This is a genomic window from Alphaproteobacteria bacterium, assembly GCA_035625915.1.
Lineage (GTDB): Bacteria > Pseudomonadota > Alphaproteobacteria > JACZXZ01 > JACZXZ01 > DATDHA01.
The window spans coordinates 14,671-27,931 of the sequence record DASPOR010000201.1 but is presented as its reverse complement, the minus strand read 5'-3'; the positions used below and the strand labels follow the sequence as shown (position 1 = coordinate 27,931).

At 61.3% G+C, this 13,261-nt stretch carries 17 protein-coding genes and 1 tRNA gene; 11 read left to right on the top strand and 7 right to left on the bottom strand.

The features are described from left to right. A partial coding sequence (locus VEJ16_15725; protein HYB11111.1) for an adenylate/guanylate cyclase domain-containing protein occupies positions 1–616 on the bottom strand: 616 nt, incomplete at its 3' end. Positions 617–776: 160 nt separating this feature from the next. Here VEJ16_15725 and VEJ16_15720 point away from each other — a divergent pair. The 5 genes from VEJ16_15720 to VEJ16_15700 all read left to right on the top strand — a co-directional run bounded on the left by VEJ16_15720 (position 777) and on the right by VEJ16_15700 (position 4,236). Continuing rightward, on the top strand, positions 777–1,001 hold the full coding sequence (locus tag VEJ16_15720; protein ID HYB11110.1) for a hypothetical protein: 225 nt from the start codon (positions 777–779) through the stop codon (positions 999–1,001). Between the two features lie 126 nt (positions 1,002–1,127). Then, positions 1,128–1,568, top strand: coding sequence for a GFA family protein (locus VEJ16_15715; protein HYB11109.1), 441 nt, complete (start codon positions 1,128–1,130; stop codon positions 1,566–1,568). Positions 1,569–1,770: 202 nt separating this feature from the next. Further along, entirely contained in the window at positions 1,771–3,414 is a 1,644-nt protein-coding gene (locus tag VEJ16_15710; GenBank protein HYB11108.1) for an alpha/beta hydrolase, read from the top strand. Between the two features lie 229 nt (positions 3,415–3,643). Then, positions 3,644–3,880: an antitoxin MazE family protein gene (locus VEJ16_15705; protein HYB11107.1), complete on the top strand. Its 237-nt coding sequence runs from the start codon at positions 3,644–3,646 to the stop codon at positions 3,878–3,880. Then, complete coding sequence (locus VEJ16_15700; GenBank protein HYB11106.1) at positions 3,877–4,236, top strand: type II toxin-antitoxin system PemK/MazF family toxin; 360 nt, start codon at positions 3,877–3,879, stop codon at positions 4,234–4,236. The genes VEJ16_15705 and VEJ16_15700 overlap by 4 nt, the downstream gene beginning before the upstream one ends. 123 nt (positions 4,237–4,359) lie before the next feature. Here the strand turns inward: VEJ16_15700 and VEJ16_15695 are convergent. Then, positions 4,360–4,449: transfer RNA gene (locus VEJ16_15695), tRNA-Ser, on the bottom strand. 215 nt (positions 4,450–4,664) lie between these two features. Next, positions 4,665–4,877: a hypothetical protein gene (locus VEJ16_15690; protein ID HYB11105.1), complete on the bottom strand. Its 213-nt coding sequence runs from the start codon at positions 4,875–4,877 to the stop codon at positions 4,665–4,667. A 333-nt stretch (positions 4,878–5,210) separates the two neighbouring features. Between VEJ16_15690 and VEJ16_15685 the strand changes: the two genes are divergently transcribed. After that, positions 5,211–6,017, top strand: coding sequence for an alpha/beta hydrolase (locus VEJ16_15685; GenBank protein HYB11104.1), 807 nt, complete (start codon positions 5,211–5,213; stop codon positions 6,015–6,017). Between the two features lie 298 nt (positions 6,018–6,315). Beyond that, positions 6,316–6,636, top strand: coding sequence for a GYD domain-containing protein (locus VEJ16_15680; GenBank protein HYB11103.1), 321 nt, complete (start codon positions 6,316–6,318; stop codon positions 6,634–6,636). A gap of 66 nt (positions 6,637–6,702) precedes the next feature. Here the strand turns inward: VEJ16_15680 and VEJ16_15675 are convergent, their stop codons facing one another. Beyond that, the gene (locus VEJ16_15675) at positions 6,703–6,894 is read right to left on the bottom strand and encodes a hypothetical protein (GenBank protein HYB11102.1); all 192 of its coding nucleotides are present in this window, start codon (positions 6,892–6,894) and stop codon (positions 6,703–6,705) included. 302 nt (positions 6,895–7,196) lie between these two features. Between VEJ16_15675 and VEJ16_15670 the strand changes: the two genes are divergently transcribed. Further along, entirely contained in the window at positions 7,197–7,463 is a 267-nt protein-coding gene (locus VEJ16_15670) for a hypothetical protein (protein HYB11101.1), read from the top strand. On the opposite strand, the gene VEJ16_15665 is transcribed toward VEJ16_15670, so the two are convergent. The 3 genes from VEJ16_15665 to VEJ16_15655 all read right to left on the bottom strand — a co-directional run bounded on the left by VEJ16_15665 (position 7,453) and on the right by VEJ16_15655 (position 10,057). Further along, complete coding sequence (locus VEJ16_15665; GenBank protein HYB11100.1) at positions 7,453–9,057, bottom strand: tetratricopeptide repeat-containing glycosyltransferase family protein; 1,605 nt, start codon at positions 9,055–9,057, stop codon at positions 7,453–7,455. The two genes, VEJ16_15670 and VEJ16_15665, sit on opposite strands and share 11 nt — an antisense overlap. Before the next feature lie 122 nt (positions 9,058–9,179). Continuing rightward, a complete protein-coding gene (locus tag VEJ16_15660; protein ID HYB11099.1) occupies positions 9,180–9,476 on the bottom strand; it encodes a hypothetical protein in 297 nt (98 codons plus the stop codon). 35 nt (positions 9,477–9,511) lie between these two features. Further along, positions 9,512–10,057: a Spy/CpxP family protein refolding chaperone gene (locus tag VEJ16_15655; GenBank protein ID HYB11098.1), complete on the bottom strand. Its 546-nt coding sequence runs from the start codon at positions 10,055–10,057 to the stop codon at positions 9,512–9,514. Between the two features lie 237 nt (positions 10,058–10,294). Here VEJ16_15655 and VEJ16_15650 point away from each other — a divergent pair, with 237 nt between their 5' ends. From VEJ16_15650 to VEJ16_15640, 3 genes are all read left to right on the top strand, one after another. Continuing rightward, on the top strand, positions 10,295–11,098 hold the full coding sequence (locus tag VEJ16_15650; GenBank protein HYB11097.1) for a YdcF family protein: 804 nt from the start codon (positions 10,295–10,297) through the stop codon (positions 11,096–11,098). A gap of 62 nt (positions 11,099–11,160) precedes the next feature. Next, positions 11,161–12,156, top strand: a complete 996-nt coding sequence (locus VEJ16_15645; GenBank protein HYB11096.1) for a lytic murein transglycosylase — start codon at positions 11,161–11,163, stop codon at positions 12,154–12,156. A 42-nt stretch (positions 12,157–12,198) separates the two neighbouring features. After that, the gene (locus tag VEJ16_15640; protein ID HYB11095.1) at positions 12,199–13,179 is read left to right on the top strand and encodes a septal ring lytic transglycosylase RlpA family protein; all 981 of its coding nucleotides are present in this window, start codon (positions 12,199–12,201) and stop codon (positions 13,177–13,179) included. Positions 13,180–13,261: the final 82 nt, after the last annotated feature.

Sequence of the window (13,261 nt, the reverse complement as noted above, 5' to 3'; positions counted from 1 at the left end):
GCCCCGCATCGCGCCCCAGATAGGTCTCGACGAGCGTGCCCGCGATTTGGCCGAGCGAGGCGCACTTGATCGAGAGTGCGAGTGCGGGGGCGAGGGATTCGAGAATGGCGAGTTGCCGCGGTTCGAAGCCGTCCTTGCGGTCGGTCGTCCAGGAAGACAGCACGCTATCGATCTCACCGATGATTCCGGCCCCGGCGAAACGGGTCACCATACACACGTAGTCGGTCGCACCCGCCTCATGCAGGTCGGCGAGGATGGGAAAGCGGGAGCTGTCGTCGGAGGGAATGCGCCAGCGCCCCTGAGACAATCCGCGCTCGAGCAGATGGTAAAAGGTACTGCGTCGCCACGATTCGAGTGCGGCTCCTTCCGTCGAGCGGCCGTACTCGGTGACAGTCGTTTCCACGTCGCCGCGCTCCCAACGGAATACGCGGCCTTCATAGACCGGATGAAGCGTGTCGACGATGAGATTGGCGCGGTAAAGCGGCAATCCCGCTTCGCTCGCGCGCTCGCAAAAGCCATCGAGCAGCTCCCGCTCCGACTTGCCGGCGAGGCCGGCCTGGATCAGCCATGCGATGAGGGACGCGGAGGTCGCATCCTGGACCGGAATATCGGACATCGGGAGATTATGGCCGATTCATTCCGAGAGCGCGAGCGCACCGCGCCATCGATCGCGGAAGAAGGAATGACGAAGGACGACGAAGCGCCAATCGACAATCGGGTATCGCGACCTATATCATTCCGGCAAGCAGCCGTTTTCGATAAAGCTTGATGCAGCCATGACCGCGATAAGTGTCAGGGTCAACCTGCGGCGTAAACATGCCGGCGCATACCACCCGGTTGCGCGCGTCTACGATTTTGCTCACGTCCCCAAGGTCGGCGATGTGATCGAGGTCGAGGACACCGACCAGGCCGTGCGCGCAATCGTGGTGGTGATCAGCGAAACGCCGTCGCACGACCACTCGACCCACTACACGGTCATGGCGGAGGAAGTCGGCGTTTGATAGCCGGCGGAAAAGTTTCCTCGGCGAAAGGCGTTGCAACGAACACTCGCAAATGAAAACGAAAGGGTCTGGCACTTGGGTTCCGGACCAGTCCGTCGCGACGATCCGGTCGGGATCGACTGTCCAATGAATACGGAGGTTAGCATGCGGGTCGTTCGAGGAAGTTGTTTGTGTGGCGGTGTGAAATACGAAATCGCTGGCCAGCTGATGCGCAGCGGCCATTGCCATTGTTCGAACTGCCGAAAGGCTCATGGTGCGGCCTTTCGCAGCCGCGCACGTGTTCGCGTCCAAGATTTCAAATGGGTACAAGGGGAAGAGTTGGTCAAATATTTCGAATCGTCGCCCGGATTTCATCGCGGATTTTGCAGTGTCTGCGGTTCGCCGATTGTAAACCGCCCAGGTCGCACGCCGGAACTCGGAATTGCGCTCGGCGGCCTCGATGACGACCCCGGTGTGCGCCCCGAGCGCCACTTCTTTGTAGCGAGCAAAGCCCCTTGGTTCGAGATCACCGATGATTTGCCACAGCACAGGGAGCTTCCTGCCGATTCTGAAGTCCGCGGCGGGTAAACCGGACTTAAGCGAGTGATTACGCCCGCCGGACGATACAAAGGTCTGTCAAATCCTGCGTAAGCGCTTGGTGTGCGATGGGCCACGGTCCCGAAATTTTACCCCTCCTTGGGTACACGTTGCAAAATCGACCTCACGCTCATCGTGGTGAGCACGACAATCGAAGGAGGAAATCCAGTATCCCCAAAGTCTGCGATGGGGCATGCTTCTGCAAACAAGCGACGCAGTGAGTCGGGACGTGCGAGCCAAGGCTGTTAAGGGAACAAAGTGGGTATTGAGTGCGGTAGCGATCGCCGCGATCGCTTTTCTTGGTTTTCGCATCTACGTGGTTCAAAGCGGCCTACCGTTGGAGCGCTGGCATACCTACGTACCTCGTGAATTGCGGGCAAATGAGATCGATGCGGCCGATTGGAACCAATATCTGGCGGAGGAAGCGAGGGTTTTCGAGTCTGTCCGCACCGAAGTGACGCAAAAGCTCGACCCGCAGGATCGCGTAGCACTAAATCGATATTTCGACGGGAGCCCCGTCTATCCCCCGCACTTTACCCAGGACTTCAATCGATCCTACGTGCTGGAGCCTGCGGGGGCTCCTATCGGCGCGGCGGTGCTGCTGCATGGCTTGACGGATTCGCCGTACAGCCAGCGTCACATTGCACGAGCCTATCGAGATCGCGGCTATGTTGCGATCGTGATCAGGTTGCCCGCGCACGGCACGGTTCCGGCAGCCCTGACCGATGTCGAATGGGAGGACTGGTTGGCAGCGACGCGGCTCGCGGTCAGGGAGGCGCGCCGGCGCGTCGGACCGCACGCACCGCTGCATCTGGTCGGATTTTCCAACGGCGGCGCGCTCGCGCTCAAATATGCGCTTGACGCAATTGCCGATCCGCAACTTTCGCGACCTGACCGCCTCGTGTTGATTTCCCCAATGATCGGCATCACACGCTTTGCGCGCTTTGCGGGACTAGCGGGGGTGCCCGCGATATTTCCGGCGTTTGCAAAGGCCGCTTGGCTCAGCGTGGTGCCCGAGTTCAATCCTTTCAAATACAACTCATTTCCCGTCAACGGCGCGAGGCAATCCTATCGCCTGACCCAAGTCCTCCAGGAACAAACGGCGCGCTACGCCCGTAACGGCCAACTGGCCCAGTTGCCGCCGATCATCACCTTCCAATCCGTCATGGACTTTACGGTCAGCACCTCCGCCATTGTTTCAGCGCTTTATGCTCACCTGCCGTCGAATGGCAGCGAGCTTGTGCTTTTCGATGTGAACCGAACCGTCAAGTTCGGGCCGCTTCTGCGTCGATCTGCAGACACGGCGCTAACGCGGCTGCTGCCGGCCGGAGCGCAATCTTATCGGACCACGATCATCACCAATGCGGACAGCGAGAGTTACGAAGCTGCAGAGCTGACCACCGAGGCGGGTTCAACGACGGAGCACAGCCGCAGATTGGGGTTGACGTATCCGGTCGGCCTCTACTCGCTTTCGCATGTCGCGCTGCCGTTCCCGATGACCGATGCGCTATACGGATTAACGCCTGACCCGACGGAAAACTTCGGCATCAACCTCGGCGCGTTGGCGCCGCGCGGCGAGCGGAATGTGTTGATCGCCAGCCTGGACGCCCTGCTTCGCATCTCGTCCAATCCGTTTTTCCCCTACATGCTCGGGCGGATCGAGGAGTGTATCGATGCCACGACCGCCGGTGCGACGAACGCCCCGGCGGTTTCGCTTCCCCAGCGCAGCGGCAAGACCGGCGATGAAGATGCCCATTGGGGTTTTGACGACGTGATCGCGTTCATCAAGAACTCGATTGCGGACCGATCCGATACCTCGCCGGATGATCCGCCGTGAACCCTACGCCTTAGGCCCAACGCCCGCGAGTCACACGATGCAAGCCCTTTCGTAAATAGGCCCCGGCGACTGCGGCTTGCCCTCCTGCCAGTTTTCAAGACGGGTGCCTTCAACCGCTCGGCCACCCATCCACACGAGCGAGCGCCTGCGGTGTCGGTAAAGCCGATTGGGGACTGGTCAAAGCTCACCGACTAGGGTAGGTTACATGTAACTTTATTGGAGATCGGTCATGGCCTCGCTGTCGAGGCGCAGGTTCAAGCCCAAGTCGTCCCGCGTGAAGGTGCGGAAACATCGCGAACGCTTGCGGTCGCAGGGCCTGCGCCCGATCCAGATTTGGGTGCCGGACATGCGCGCACCGTCCTTTCGTTCGGCGGCGCATCGCCAGTCGCTGGCCGTGGCCGCGAGCGATCACGCCCGCGACGATCAGGCGTTCATCGACGCAGTGTCGGATCGGGGCGATGAATGAGACGCGGCGATATTTGGACCGTCGCCGGCGGCAAGGACTATGCGGGCAAACAGCGCCCCGTCGTGATCGTGCAAGATGACAACTTTGACGCAACCAACTCGATTACCGTTTGCGCCTTCACCACCGATGAGACCGAAGCACCTCTATTCCGCCTGTTCGTAGAGCCGAACGAGCGTAACGGGTTGCGCGCGCCCTGCCGGCTGATGGTGGACAAAATCACGACGGTGCTGAAGTCCAAGGTCGGCGTCCATATTGGCCGCTTGGACGACGAGGACATCTTGCGGCTCAACCGGGCGATCCTCGTTTTCCTAGGGCTGGCAGTTTCTCCGAGGGCGAAGCGTCGGTCAAATCCATGAGGGAAGTGCGCTCGGCCGCACGCTCGAGACTTCGCTCGTCCGATGCCGCGGTCGTCGCGCATTTGCAGCACCCGAAGAGATCGGGGGCGTCATTGGCCTGGACCCGATGGTGCAGGGAGCCGTTGGCGGATGGGGTGGGATTCGAACCCACGAGGGGCTTGCACCCCTGCCAGTTTTCAAGACTGGTGCCTTCAACCGCTCGGCCACCCATCCGTGCCGGCAAGCGCGCTTGCACGAGAAGCCTGGGAGGCACGGGCAGCGTCAGGTGCGGAACCACCGATCGCCCGTCTTCCTCGCTTCTCGGCCTCGGGTAGCATAGGCAGCGGAGTTCTGGCAACAGACGCGCCGACGGCGTTCACTACACGCGCGTTCGCGTCCTTGCGAGGGACCCCTTCGACGTTGCTGGATCCGCGGCCTTCGCGCCGCGATTACACGTCCGCCTGAATGAGCTTGAAAAATCGCTTGTTGCGCAGTGCCGGCTCCGAAACCAGGATCGTGCGCGTGTGATCGCGCACGTCGCGCATGTTGCAGTGATTAATGCCGCCCGGTCCGAGCTTCAGGGTCGCCACCTCCCAGACCTGGGAGAGGATGGCGACTTTCATGAAGCGCTGACCGATCTTCACCTCACGAATGCCCCTCACGCTTGCCTCCTGCGCAAATGATGCGCCGTGGCCAAAACGCACAAATCGTAACGCGTCATAGTTAATGGCCGGTTAATCCGTATTGACATTTCATGAATAATTCGCAGCCCAGCCTGCCACCTTTGCGATCCCGAGGTCTTCGGCGGACCGCACCTTGCAAGCGAGCGTCTCAATGCGCTGGCGCTCAAGGCGCCATGTGCTAAAAGATCGGCTTCATCCGCGTCTGCTTAAGTTGCACCCGAGAATGCCGAGTTGCCAAATGGCACCTCGAACCTATGGGCGGGCGGCAACAGTGACTTCTACCTTTGCGGGAGACGGAAGGGGGAAGACGCAATGGCTAAAATCAAGGTCAACGGCATCACGATGAACTACGACCGGCAGGGGTCGGGTGAACCGCTTCTGCTGATACCCTATCTGGCCGCGGACAACGCGTGTTACGCCTTTCAGGTGGGCGACTATGCGAAGCACTTCACCTGCATCTCGATCGACCCGCGCGGCGCTGGAGAGTCCGACAAGCCGCCCGGCAACTATTCGACCGAACGGTTCGCCGACGATGCCGCGGGGCTCATCCGCGCGCTCGGGATCGATCGGGTCCATGTGACGGGACTTTCATTGGGTGCGGCCACGGGCATGTGGCTTGCGGCCAAGTATCCCGAACGAGTCAAATCGCTGTCGCTCCATAGCGGCTGGACCAAGACGGACCCATTCCTCAAGACCGTGGTGCAAGGCTGGCAGAGCCTGGCCAAAGGCCTGAACAGTGTGACAGAAATGGTGATCCAGGGCATTTTTCCCTGGTGTTTCACCCCGGAGCTTTATGCGGCCAAGCCGGAATATATCGACTCGCTCGCTGCGTTCGTCCGCGGCAGGCCTGCGCAGCCACTCGATGCGTTCTTGCGGCAATCCGACGCCGTGATCGCCCACGACGCCAAGGCCCAGCTCGCCAAGATCGAGGCGCCGACCCAGATCACATTCGGCGAGCACGACATCGTTACCTCCACCCGCTTCGCTGAAGAGCTGAAGGGCAGTATCCGCAAGAGTGAGCTCGTGGTCTTCGGGGGATGCGCCCATGCCCCGATCTACGAGAACGTCGCCGAATTCAATGCAAAGACACTGGCGTTCCTGAAACGCCATATCGCATAATCGCGACCCCGGCCGCAGCCCCGTTCGTGGGCCGCCGGGAGCTTTCGCCGCCAGGATTGATTGAGATCAAGGTTGTTCGGTTCATTCTCGCTTTCCATATGTCCAGGATAAAAAGACGCGAGCCTGCTCGCTCGGCAATTTGAGCCAAAACCTTCCCGAATGAGGCGAGCTTTCTCAGGCTGAATGAGACCGATCCGAAAGGAGCGCAGCACTTCTTGGGAGGAAGGATGTCGGAAGAGGGGCCGTTGAGTTATCCGCGCAGGATGCGGCGTTCACCTTCACCTTCGGAGGATGTGTCATGCCCAAATACCTCATCCAAGCATCGTACAACGCAGACGGCGTCAAGGGGCTTCACAAGGAGAAAGCTTCAGGCCGCAAGGCTGCAGTAAGCCAGGCGGTCGAGAGTCTCGGCGGCAAGCTCGAATCGATCTACTACGCTTTCGGCGATCATGACGTCATCGTGATTATCGATCTGCCCGACAATGCCAGCGCGTCTGCTTTGGCGCTCGCGGTGTCGGGCTCTGGGCTCATCCGAACCAGGACCACGCCGCTCCTCACCGTTGAGGAGACGGACCGAGCGCTTCAGAAGAACGTAACCTATCGCCCACCAGGGAAATAAGTGCGACTCGACTAATCGGCGTTCTCAGCCCCGTCCTCCAACTCACGGTCGGCGGGGCCTTTTTCTTCAGCCGACTTCGCGGGCAATCACCCAATCGACATCGCTTCGTGCGTCGACCAGCTGAACGCGCGCTTTAACGACGCTGTGGTCGCATTGCACATGGATTATTTCACCGGGTTTGGGCGTCCGCCCCTCGATTTGGGCGTTGGCGCTGACTTGACTTCCGTCGAGCCGATTTACGGTGACTTTGTACGACACCGCTGTTCTCGTATTTGTCGGTGCTCGCCAATCGGAGCGGGGGCTAAGCCGATACCCGCAGCATAGTCGACCTGGAAGGACATCTCGTCAAATCTTGACTGAGCCTTCAAGCGTTCTGCGGATTCGTTGTCTCTCGCACCGCCTGTAGGCTGTCTCCGCGTGTGCGGAGCGGCGCCATAAAACCGCTTGCAATACTCGCAGCGTTCGTCGAGGCGGGATAGACTGCGGCGGTTTCCCTTCGTTCCTTTGTCCCTGTCGATTTCAAACGGTTGACGGAGCGCATTTAATTGGAGGTGTAGAGGATGGACACCATCAGTCAATTTGCGTCCACCGCCGGCGGCGGTATCGTCGCGCTCGCCTTCGTGGTCGTCGTTTTTATCCTCGCAGTGCTGTGGTTTTGTTTGCCTTTCGCGGTATTTGGCGTGAAACCGCTGCTTCGAGAGGTCCTCGAACAGCAACGCCAGACGAACGAATATCTCCGAAAGCTCACGACACCCAAGACGGACGAACAACAAGAGGTGCCGCGTCTCGGTCGCCCGGAGCGGGACTCTCGCGAAGTCAGGTTTTGATCGACCGGGGCAAGCGGCCAAAGGCTCCGGCGTGTGCGGCGAGATCGCGCCGCACTTCGGCAACGACCGGGGTCCAATCGAAGTCTCGGCCCTGACGATAAAGCCGAAGGCTCGGGTACCAAGGGCAGTCGGGTCGTGCGCGAAACCAGCGCCAATCGGCGTTGAAGGCGAGAAGACCCCAAGCCGGGCGACCGAGGGCGCCCGCGAGATGAAGTACCGACGTATCGACGGAGATCAGGAGATCGAGGCGGCTCAGTGCGGCGGCCGTATCGGCAAAGTCGCGGAAATTCGGGGCAAGATCGGTGACTCTGGCCGCCAACGGACTCGATCGAAGTTCGTCGATGCGCGCACTTGTGTTGCCAATGTACGCACTCGTCTGCAAGCTGAAGAATTTGACGCCAGGCACCCCGAAGAGAGGTGCGAGGGTCGCAAGCGGCATCGAGCGACGGCGGTCGTTGCCTTGGCCGGGATTGCCGGCCCAAACGATCCCAACTCTGAGTTCTTCGCCTCCAATGTGAGGAAGAAATGCGTCGGCGCGCGACGGATCGGCGGCAAGGTAAGGCGCCTGGTCGGGAATTGTCGAAAGGGTGGTGCCGTGGAGGCGCATGAGGCTCAAGAGCGGGATGAAGGCATCGAAGTGCGGCATGGATGCGGTGATCGGGCTTACCGCGTCAATACCGGGGGCCGACGCCAAGAGATGCTGGAGTGCTGGGTGGCATCGCAGAACGATGCGCCCGACGCGCGCACGCGCCCATTTCGCGAATCGAATGAATTGGATCGCGTCGCCGAACCCAAGCTCGCCCGAGAGGAGCAACGTTTCTCCGGGCATGGGCCGGCCGTCCCACATCGGCTTGCCTTCGACCGGATATCGCCGATTGCGGCCGGTGCCGAAGCGGCATTCGTAGGCGACGCTGCCCGCGCGCAAATCGCCAAGAGTCAGTTGGATAAACGCGAGATTAAGCTGTGCGTCGAGATTGTGGGGGGCGAGGGCCAGAGCACGGCGCTGGTATTCGGCCGCCCTGGTAAAATGCGCGCCCTCGCGCAACACAGCACCCAAATGGACCAAGGCGTCGACGTAATCTGGCTTGAGTGCTAGCGCAAGGCGGAGACACGCGGTCGCATCGGCGAGCCGGCCCTGTTCTCGACGCGTCACACCGAGGTGAAAATGCGCTTCCACGAAGCTCGGATTGAGTGTGAGGGCGCGGCAATGCCAATCGGCCGATTCGTCGAGTCGGCCCTGCATTCTCGCGACGTGGCCGAGATTGTTGAGCGCCTCGACCGAATTCGCGTGCACCGCCAGCGCGCGGCGAAAGCATATTTCCGCCTCTCGATGGCGTGAAAGACGAGTTAGTACGACTCCAAGGTCGTTGTGGAGGGCGCCGGAATTCGGCCGGCGTGCAAGCGCGCGGACGAGGCAGGCTGCCGCCTCTTCAAGGCGACCTTCTCGTTGAAGCTGTCGCGCGAGGTCTAGAAAGCCTCGAATGTCGGACGTGCGTTCGGGCGTGGGCTGCAAGGGAGGCGCCGCACCGTCGAGGGGCTCATCGCTCGCCAAAGCCTTGGCGCCGTTTGGCAATGAAAAATCGTTTTCGGTCAAAAGGTTTTACGACAGTCCTATCCTGCCGCGCGAAAATCGTGTCGCACCTTTGCTAAACAAGCTGGCCCGCCCGACGCGTGCAACGGTGCACAGTCGGGTCGGACCGGCTCGACCGTGCTCCGCTATCGGATGTGCAGCGGAAAGATCACGTTGATGCCCTCAGTGGGCGGCGGTGGCGCGTAAACCACCGGCGGGGGCGCGTAAACGACGCGCGGCACGACGTGTATGTCGCGGTCGTGTCGTACCACGACACGCCCATGGTCGCGATCGCGGTCGTGCCCGCGATCGTGCCCGTGATCGAAATCTTCCGCACGCGTGGACGGAACTTGTACGACGGCGAACATCGTCACCATGATAAGCGCCGCCGCCATCGTGCCGAACGGCAGACGGCGCCAGCAGGTCGTTGCAAGTTGGGTCATTCGTCAAATCCTCCTGTCCGGGCTTCTCGGCTCGATCAGTTTGCCTTTGGGGCCGCCGCATTTGCCGCCTTGGCCTTGGCGCCCCGGCGTCCGCGATCGCGGAAAAACTGGTCCGCGGTCTTCTTTTGATCGTCGGACATCGCGGCGTAGAGTGGGGTAAAGGCCGCGTTGAATTTTTGAATGTCTTCGGCGTGCGCCTGCACAATGGCGGCATAGGAGTTCAGGTCGTCGACCGCGCTCATCTTCGGACGGTTCTTTTTGCGCTCGGCCGTGAGGGCCGCCATCCGCTGGTCGCTGTCGCGCATTGTTTGGGCGACGTTGCTCCAAAGATCCTTTTGGGAGTCGGTGATCTTGAAGGCGTCATGGAGCGCTTGGATTCGGGCCTCGACCCGCGGCGGCTTCTTTTTGCTCTGGCCGGTGACAGCGGGCGCCGCCTGAGCCGGCGCCGGTGCTGAGGCCTGGGCGACGACGATCGGCGACTGTGCCGTGTCGGCCGCCGCTGCGGGAGTCACGATTGCAATCGCAATTAGGGAGGCCGTCAGCGCGAGCGCGCGAACGGCGGGGTGGATAAGCTGACGCATTTCGGGTGGGTCCTTCTTCGTTCCGACACGGCTTTGCCGCGGGGGGATTGTGAGAGTGCCAAGTTACGCCTTGGCGGTTATGGGTTGAACCGCGTTATGATTACCTTAAGTTGAGGATGCAAGCAAGATTCAGGCAAAACGAGCATGAGCGGGCGGGGGCCATTCGCAACGGCTCATCCCGCGTGAGCCCGAGCCGAGCGTTGCGCGCAGGCTCGGTCATCCATTATGAGATGCGCCATGTTCGTCCTCTCCAAGATCGGCTTTGAGCTTGTGCGGCCGGGTAATGTTCTCCTTCTCGCTCTTGTCGTCGGCATTATTCTTCTCTGGCTTCGACCTTCTCGGTCGCAGCGGTGGGGCAGGGCGCTGATCACCGCCGCCACGCTCGTACTTCTTCTTATGATGGCGACTCCGCTGCCCGATTGGCTCTTGGCACCGCTTGAGAATCGCTTTCCCATGCTTGGCAAAATGCCCGAGCGAGTCGACGGGATCATCGTCTTGGGCGGGGCGATCGATGAAATCGTCACGGCCGCACGCGGCGAGGTAGCGCTGACGCCGCAAGCCGCCCGCCTCACCGAGGCGATGTCCCTTGCGCGGCGGCACCCGGAGGCGCGGGTGCTATTCACGGGAGGCTCGGGCCGATGGCTGGACGGGGACACCGCCGAGGCGAACGCCGCCGCATTGTTCTTCAACGAAATGGGCCTCGATTCCGGGCGTCTCCTGCTCGAGGACCGGTCGAGGAGCACGTATGAAAACGCACTCTTCGCTAAGCGCCTGGCGAACCCAAAGCCGGGCGAACATTGGGTGCTGATCACATCGGCTTCTCACATGCCGCGTGCTGTCGGTTGCTTCAGAGCCCAAGGATGGGACGTGATTCCCTTTCCGGTCGATTACCGGACGTCGACCGATCCAAGGAGCCTCCATGTCTTCGACCTCGCTGCCGCCGCCATGAATCTCGACACCGTCGTGAAGGAGTGGCTGGGTCTCGCCGCGTATCGATTGATGGGACGGACGGACAGCTTCTTTCCTGGACCGGCTTCGTAATATTTTGAAATGCTGATCTGTCGCCCTTTACGCTGCTTGCGCACTGTGGCAGAAGGGCGCACATGAATTTCTTCGGGATTTGGGGCCGGCGGCTAAGGGTCGGCGCGCTTGCTGCAAGCTTCGCGATTTCGGGCATCGGCGTTTCATTTGCCGCGGACGCCGATTTTGCGGCATGGCTAAAAGCATTTAGAAAGGACGCCGAGGGGCAAGGGATTTCGGCGCGCACGCTCAATCTCGCGCTCGCCAATCTCGAGCCCATCCCCCGTGTCATCGAGCTCGATCACAAGCAGCCCGAATTCACCCTTACGTTCGACGATTACATCGCGCGGGTGGTGCCCGATGCGCGAGTGGAAAGGGGTCGGGAACTCCTTGACGAGAATCGCGCGCTCCTGGAGAAAGTCGCCGCAAAGTATAACGTACAGCCGCAATATATTGTCGCTCTTTGGGGTATCGAGAGCGATTACGGCCGGACCACCGGCGACTTCCCGGTCATTCCGTCACTCGCCACACTCGCTTATGACGGCCGCCGCAGCGCCTATTTCAGGGGCGAACTGATCACTGCGCTTCGCATCATCGATCGTGGCCTCATCGACATCGATACCATGCGTGGCTCCTGGGCGGGTGCGATGGGGCAGAATCAGTTCATGCCGTCGAGCTACCTGCACTATGCCGTCGACTTCGATGGCAAGGGCCATCGGGATATCTGGCACGACAATGCCGACGTATTCGCGTCGACCGCCAACTATCTCGCCCAGCTCGGCTGGAAGGGCGGGGAGACATGGGGGCATGAAGTGCGGCTACCGCCGAATTTCGACTCGAGCCTCGCGGACCTCGGCGTGCGCAAGCCGTCGCTCGAATGGGAAGGACTCGGTGTGCACCGCGCCGATGGCGGCCCGCTTCCCGATCCTGCCCGAGATGCCTCGGTCGTGCTGCCGGGCGGGGAAGGCGGGCCCGCCTACCTCGTCTACGACAACTACCGCACGATCATGAAGTGGAACCACTCGACTTACTTTGCCACAGCCGTCGGATTGCTTGCCGATCGTATCGCGCAGAAGTAGACTACTAGATACAAGTAGCACTGCCGGGGATACCCACTAGATATGCGGTCGCGGAAGCCCTTTTGGGCATTTTTGGGCCTCTTGCTCGCAGCACTTCTTGCGGGGTGCCAGGGCGGCTCGTCGTCGCGCCCCGAGGGCACCGCGCAGAACCCGCCCGCAAAAGGCTATTACAAGATCGGCAGCGCCTATCAGGTGCAGGGCGTGTGGTATTATCCCGGCGTCGACTACAGTTACGACGAAACCGGCATCGCGTCCTGGTACGGGCCGGATTTTCACGGCAAATACACGGCGAACGGCGAGGTCTACGATATGAACGAGCTCACGGCGGCGCATCCGACGCTGCCGATGCCGAGCATCGTCCGGGTGACCAATCTTGAAAATGGCCGCTCGATCATCGTCCGCATCAACGACCGCGGGCCTTATGTCCGCGGCCGGATCTTGGATCTCTCGCGGCGCGCCGCTCAGCTTCTCGGTGTCGACGGGCCGGGGACGGCCAAGGTGCGCGTTCAAATTCTGGCCGACGAGAGCCGCCAGGCGGCCTTTCTTGCACAGCAAGGCGAAATTCAGCCGGCGGAGCGGATTGCCGGCTCTTCGCCGACCGAAAAGGTCGTGGCCCAGCCCTTGGCCCCGCCCCCCGGTATTGCCCAATCGAGCGCGCCGCCGCCGAGTAAGCCTGGTCCGACGCCGAGTGCTGCATCGATCGTTGCATCCGCGCAGGCATCGCCTACTCAAGCGGCGGCACCCCCCGGGGCACAGGCGGGCGAGCAGCAGGTTCGTATCGTGCCGGTGACCGTCACGTCGATCTATGTGCAGGTGGGCGCCTTCAGCAAATACGAGAACGCCAACAAGTTGCGCGCAAAGCTCGCGTCCACGGCGCCCACGACGATCAGCCAGGCGAACGTCGACGGACAACCGTTCTTTCGCGTGCGGCTCGGCCCGGCCGCAAATGTGCCGGACGCCGATCGGCTGTTGGGTCAAATGGTTCAGGCCGGCTATCACGACGCCCGGATTGTCGTGGAGTAACTCGTCCGGGCGGCGGCGAAACCGCGCCCAAAAATTGGCGCAATTCGCCGCTACGAAATTGCGCTATTTCGTCCGCAAAACG